The sequence below is a fragment of the Caballeronia sp. M23-90 genome, from assembly GCF_053574605.1.
This window is the reverse complement of record NZ_JBSIPA010000444.1, coordinates 1-5,305: the sequence shown is the minus strand read 5'-3', so window position 1 is coordinate 5,305 and position 5,305 is coordinate 1. Positions and strand designations below refer to the sequence as shown.

The following is a 5,305-nucleotide window of genomic DNA, read 5'->3' as shown; positions in this document are numbered from 1 at the left end:
GCCACAAAAATCGGCCTGTTCGGCGCCGCCAACAAAACCGTCCGCGCCACAAACCGATAATTCCGGTCATAAACCACGCGGTTATCGATTTGAGCGGCCAGCACCTTCGACCGTGCGATCTTTTCGGCACCCGGGCGCAACTTGTTGTCCGGATTCGGCAAGCGCACTTCGACCTGCAGCGAACGCGTAGGGACATCGATTGCGCCGGAGATATTCGCGATGCTTCCATGAAACTGCTGCCCCGGCAGTTCCGCTTGCGTGACGATCACGTCCTGCCCGGGCTTGATGTTTTGCGCATATGCCTGCGGAAGCTGCACGTAGACCCGCAACGGGTCGGCCTGCGCCATTGCGAAGAGCGCGCGGCTCGCGCCGCTGCCGGCATCGATAAGATCCCCTACGTCCACGTTGCGCTGCGTCACCACGCCCGTGAACGGCGCGACGATGCGCTTGAACGACTCGAGCTGCTTCAGGCGCTGCACGTTCGCGTTCGCCGCCGCGAGGTTCGCGACGCCCTGGTTGAAGGTGCTCTGGCGTTCATCGAGTTCCTGCTGGGACACGGCGTCGCGTTGACGCAGTTGCTGCCAGCGCGTGAACGAACTCTTCGCGAGCACGAGGCTCGATGCCGTCTGGTCGCGCTGCGCGACCGCTTGCGCAAGCTCCTGGTCGATCTCCGGGGTATCGAGCGTGGCGAGCAACTGACCCTGCTTCACGCGTACGCCGATATCCGCATACCAGTGCAGCAGATAGCCGGTCGCCCGCGCATAGATGGGCGACTCCACGTAGCCTCGCAAGGTGCCGGGCAACACGGTTTCACCGCCGCCTTCCGCCGGTTTCGGCGAGATCACGTTGACGTACACCTTCGCGTTTTGCTGAGAGGTCTCGGTCGCCGCGTGGCTTTCCGACACGTTCGATACCACGGTGCGCACGGCCCCCGCCGCGAGCACGATCAGCACGATCACCACTGCGATCTTCGCGCGCTTCCATTCGCGCCCCCGGGGCGGCAACGCGTGGCCCTCGTCGGATTCCCTGACGGGAATCCCCAGCGATGCGTGAGTTTTTTCGGTCATATCGTTCAGCCAGTTTTAACTTGGTGCATGTTCGGGCGTGCCGTGGCCATCGCGATCATCGTCGTCATGGTCGTTTTCCGAACGCTCGCGCCGCCGGGCCAGCCGGCTATGGATACCCGCAAAGATAAGCGGCACGAAGAAAAGGGTGGATACGGTTGCAAACAGCAGGCCGCCGATCACTGCGCGCCCGAGCGGCGCATTCTGCTCGGCGCCTTCGCCAAGCCCGAGCGCCATCGGAATCATGCCGATGATCATTGCGAACGCCGTCATCAGGACCGGCCGGATACGGCTCGCGCCCGCTTCGAGTGCGGCGGTGAGCGGCGGCGCGCCGGCCTGCAGGCGCTGTCTTGCGAACGACACCATCAGGATACTGTTCGCGGTCGCCACACCCATGGTCATGATCGCGCCGGTGAGCGCCGGGACACTCAGGTGCGTGCCCGTGAGAAACAGCATCCATGCAATACCCGCCAGCGCCGCGGGCAATGCGCTGATGATGATCAGCGGGTCGACCCACGACTGGAAGTTCACCACGATCAGCAGATACACGAGCACGATGGCCATCGCGACGCCCACGCCCAGGCCGAAGAACGATGAGCGCATGGTCGCGACCTGGCCGCGCACGGTGATCTCGCTGCCGCGCGGCAACTTGGCGCGCGCCTGGTCCACGAGCTTGTCCACCTCCTTCGCGACGCTGCCGAGATCGCGTCCTTCGACGCTTACGAATACATCGATGACCGGCTTGATGTTGTAGCGCGTCACCACGGCGAACTGGCTTTGCGGCGAGACGCGCACGAGATTGCCGAGCAGTTGCGTAGGACCCGTTGCGCTGCCGGAAACAGGTGTGCGCAGCAGCTCATCGATGGAAGAAATCTGGTACTGCGGCGTCTGCACCGCGACCTGATACTCCACGCCATTCTTGTTGTTGAACCAGAAACCCGGTGACGTTTGCGAGCTGCCCGACAGCGATACCAGCACGTTCTGCGCGACGTTGTTCGCCGTCAGGTTGAGCTGCTGCAGCCGCGTGCGGTCCATTTGCAGGTTGAGCACCGGCTGGTCGAACTTCTGCTGGATGTGGGTGTCGACCGTGCCGGGAATTTGCCGGATCGACTTCATCAGGCCGGACGCAACTTCGAAATTGCCGCGCTGGTTCGCACCGGAAATCTGCACATCGACGGCTGCCGGCAGACCGAAGTTCAGGATCTGCGTGACGATGTCAGCCGGCTGGAAGAAGAAGTCCACGCCCGGAAATTTCTGCGGAAGAATGGTGCGCAGCTTGTCCACGAAACCCGCGGTCGGATCGTGGTCGGGCTTCAATGCGACCTGGATCTCGCCATCGAGCGTGCCGATGGTTCCTGCGTTGCTGTACGAGAGGTTGATACCGCTGTACGGCAACCCGAGGTTGTCGAGGATCGTTTCGAGCTGGCTGGCGGGCACGACCTGACGCACGACGCGCTCGACATCGTCCGCGAGCCGCGCCGTTTCTTCGATGCGCGTACCCGTCGGAGCGCGCATGTGAAGCCGGATGTTGCCGGAATCGACGCTCGGGAAAAAGTCTTCGCCGAGCACGAACACGAGTCCGACCGAGACAATACAAAAGCTCAGGAATCCCACTGCGAACAAGCGGCGGCGCACGAGCAACGTGCTCAGGATCACAATGTAAGTGGCGCGCATCCGCTCGAAACCGGCATCGAAACGATGATACAGACGCATGAACAGATTCGGCTTCGCGTTCTTTTTCGGCTTGTGCGCGTGACCCATCAGCAGCATGGCGAGTGTCGGCACGAGCGTCCGTGAAAGCACGTAGGACGCGAGCATGGCGAACACTACGGCTTCGGCAAGGGGCACGAACAGGAACTTCGCCACGCCGGTAAGAAAGAACATCGGCACGAACACAATACAGATACATAACGTGGACACGAGCGCCGGAATTGCGATTTCGCCCGCGCCCTCCAGGATCGCCTCGTGCAGGTCCGTGCCCATGTGCAAATGCCGCTCGATATTCTCGATAGTCACCGTGGCGTCATCAACCAGGATACCCACGGCAAGCGCGAGTCCGCCCAGCGTCATGATGTTGATGGTCTGCCCGAGCGCATGCAACGCCAGCAGCGACGACAGAATTGAAAGTGGTATCGATATCGCGATGATGCAGGTGCTGCGCCAGTTGCCGAGAAACAGCAGGATCATCGCGGCGGTCAAGGCGGCGGCGATCACGGCTTCCTTGATCACGCCCTGCACGGCGGCTTTCACGAACACGGACTGATCGAAGAGTGCCGTGATCGTCAAGTCTTCCGGCAACGACGCCTTGGCTTTCGGCAAGATGGCGCGCAACGCATTGACGATCGACAGCGTCGACGCGCTGCCGTTTTTCATGACTGATATCAGCACACCGCGCTGTCCGTTCTGCCGCACGATGTTCGTCTGCGGAGAGAAACCGTCGCGCACGTGAGCGACTTCACGCAAGTAAGTAGTCGCACCGTTCACGGTGCGCACGGGGATCTCGTTCAACGCGGCGATGGTCGCCGGCGAACCGTTCATGTTGATGGTGTATTCCTTCGGGCCGATCTTGGCTGTGCCCGTTGGCAAGATCAGGTTCTGCGCGTTGAAGGCGCTGACGACATCGGAGGGCGTGAGGCCCTTCGCCAGCAGCGCGCGCGTATTCAGATCCACGGAGATCAGCCGGCTCTTGCCGCCGTACGGATAAGGCACCGACGCGCCCGGAATGGTCACCAGTTGCGGGCGCAGGAAGTTCAGCGCCGAGTCGTTCAGGTCTTGTTCAGAAAGCGTCTGGCTCGACAACCCGAGCTGGATCACCGGAATGCTCGATGCCGAATAACTCAGCACGAGCGGCGGTGTGGCGCCGGGCGGCATCTGTTTCAACTGCGCCTGTTCGACGGCCACCGTCTGCGCAATCGCAGTCTGGATGTTCGCATTCGGCTGCAGGAAGACCTTGATGATGGCGATGCCCGGCAACGACTGCGACTCGATATGCTCGATATCGTTGACCGTGGTCGTGAGGCTACGCTCGTTGACCTGGGCGATACGGTTCGCCATGTCTTCGGCCGACAAACCCGTGTATGTCCAGATGATGCTGACGACCGGAATATTGATTTCCGGCAGGACGTCGACGGGCGTTGTCAGGAGCGCAAACGGCGTCGCCAACAGGATCATGATGGCCATCACAATGAATGTGTAGGGCCGCTTCAGCGCAACGTTGACGATCCACATTAAGACGCGCTCGAAAAAAGCAGGAAAAGAAAATGACTGAGCCAGTGCCGGGACTGCACGCATTCGGCGAGCCTGATGTCCCAGGCAAACCAACCTGCGCGCAAACCGCCGACGCCCGCATCTTAACGGCCAAGCCCCAACGCCTAAATGGCGCCAAAATGGCAAAACTGCCAGAAAACTCTGCACGCCCTCCACATGCTTCCGGTGAAAATCAGAACGAAAAACCTTTCAATGTTCAAACACTTGAACAAAACCTCTGGACACGACCGGTTCTAGACAACAGGTTCTGTGCGGTTATTTCCCCGGGCGCGCTGCAATTCCAACGACTCGATGACAGCGTCCACGACCCGCTCGACGCTCGGCCAGTTCAGAGCATGCTCGCCGGGAACGTACCGCTCGGGCGCAACGCTCCGGTAAGGCGGCGGATAACCCCAGATAGCGTCGTGGACTTCGGGCCGCGTCACGCTGCCGCCGATCACGGCAACTGTCGGACGCTGGAAAGCGGCGGCAACGTGCAGCAGCATGGAGGAATTCGTCAGCACGACGTCCGCGTTCTCGACCAGCGCAAACATGATGCGCATCGATACTTCTCCTGCCATCGAACGGATCGCCGTAGCCGGACTCGCAGCGGCCATGGCCTCTTCCCCGCGCAGCCGGTCAGTGTCGCTGCCGACGATCACGATATTGCATGCATTACCGGCCTTTTCCATTGCCTCCGCAATCCGGGTTAGCGCGTCCCCGACCTGCCGCGCATCCCAGGCCTTGCTTGGAACGCCGGCGCCCACGCCGGCAACTATCCGCACCGTGCGGCGGCCGCCGGCCTCGCCCGCGTTCCAGATCTGCGCCGCTTGCAAGCGTTCGTCGTCAGTCAGGAAAAGCTGGGGACGGCAACAGGATTTGCAGCGCTTTGTAGATGCCGAGAATCAGCGAGAGCCGCTCGAGCGTGTCGCGGCCAAGCCGTGCGGTTTCCGGCGCACCTTTCCATTTGAAGAACGTTGAACGGCCGGGAGAGC

The 5,305-nt window shown here is 61.6% G+C and carries 3 protein-coding genes; all 3 read right to left on the bottom strand.

Annotation, left to right across the window (positions count from 1 at the left end; genetic code table 11):
• Positions 1-1,067, bottom strand: a 1,067-nt coding sequence (locus ACRXB1_RS29455) for an efflux RND transporter periplasmic adaptor subunit (protein ID WP_449494035.1), incomplete at its 3' end; no start/stop codon positions are given.
• A 15-nt stretch (positions 1,068-1,082) separates the two neighbouring features.
• Positions 1,083-4,292, bottom strand: coding sequence for an efflux RND transporter permease subunit (locus tag ACRXB1_RS29450; RefSeq protein ID WP_449494034.1), 3,210 nt, complete (start codon positions 4,290-4,292; stop codon positions 1,083-1,085).
• A 272-nt stretch (positions 4,293-4,564) separates the two neighbouring features.
• Entirely contained in the window at positions 4,565-5,146 is a 582-nt protein-coding gene (locus ACRXB1_RS29445; RefSeq protein ID WP_449494033.1) for a glycosyltransferase family 9 protein, read from the bottom strand.
• Positions 5,147-5,305 lie beyond the last annotated feature (159 nt).

Bases quoted from the DNA above. Each gene is read 5' to 3' on its own strand.
- ACRXB1_RS29450 (WP_449494034.1), bottom strand. From the start codon at position 4,292: ATGTGGATCGTCAACGTTGCGCTGAAGCGGCCCTACACATTCATTGTG.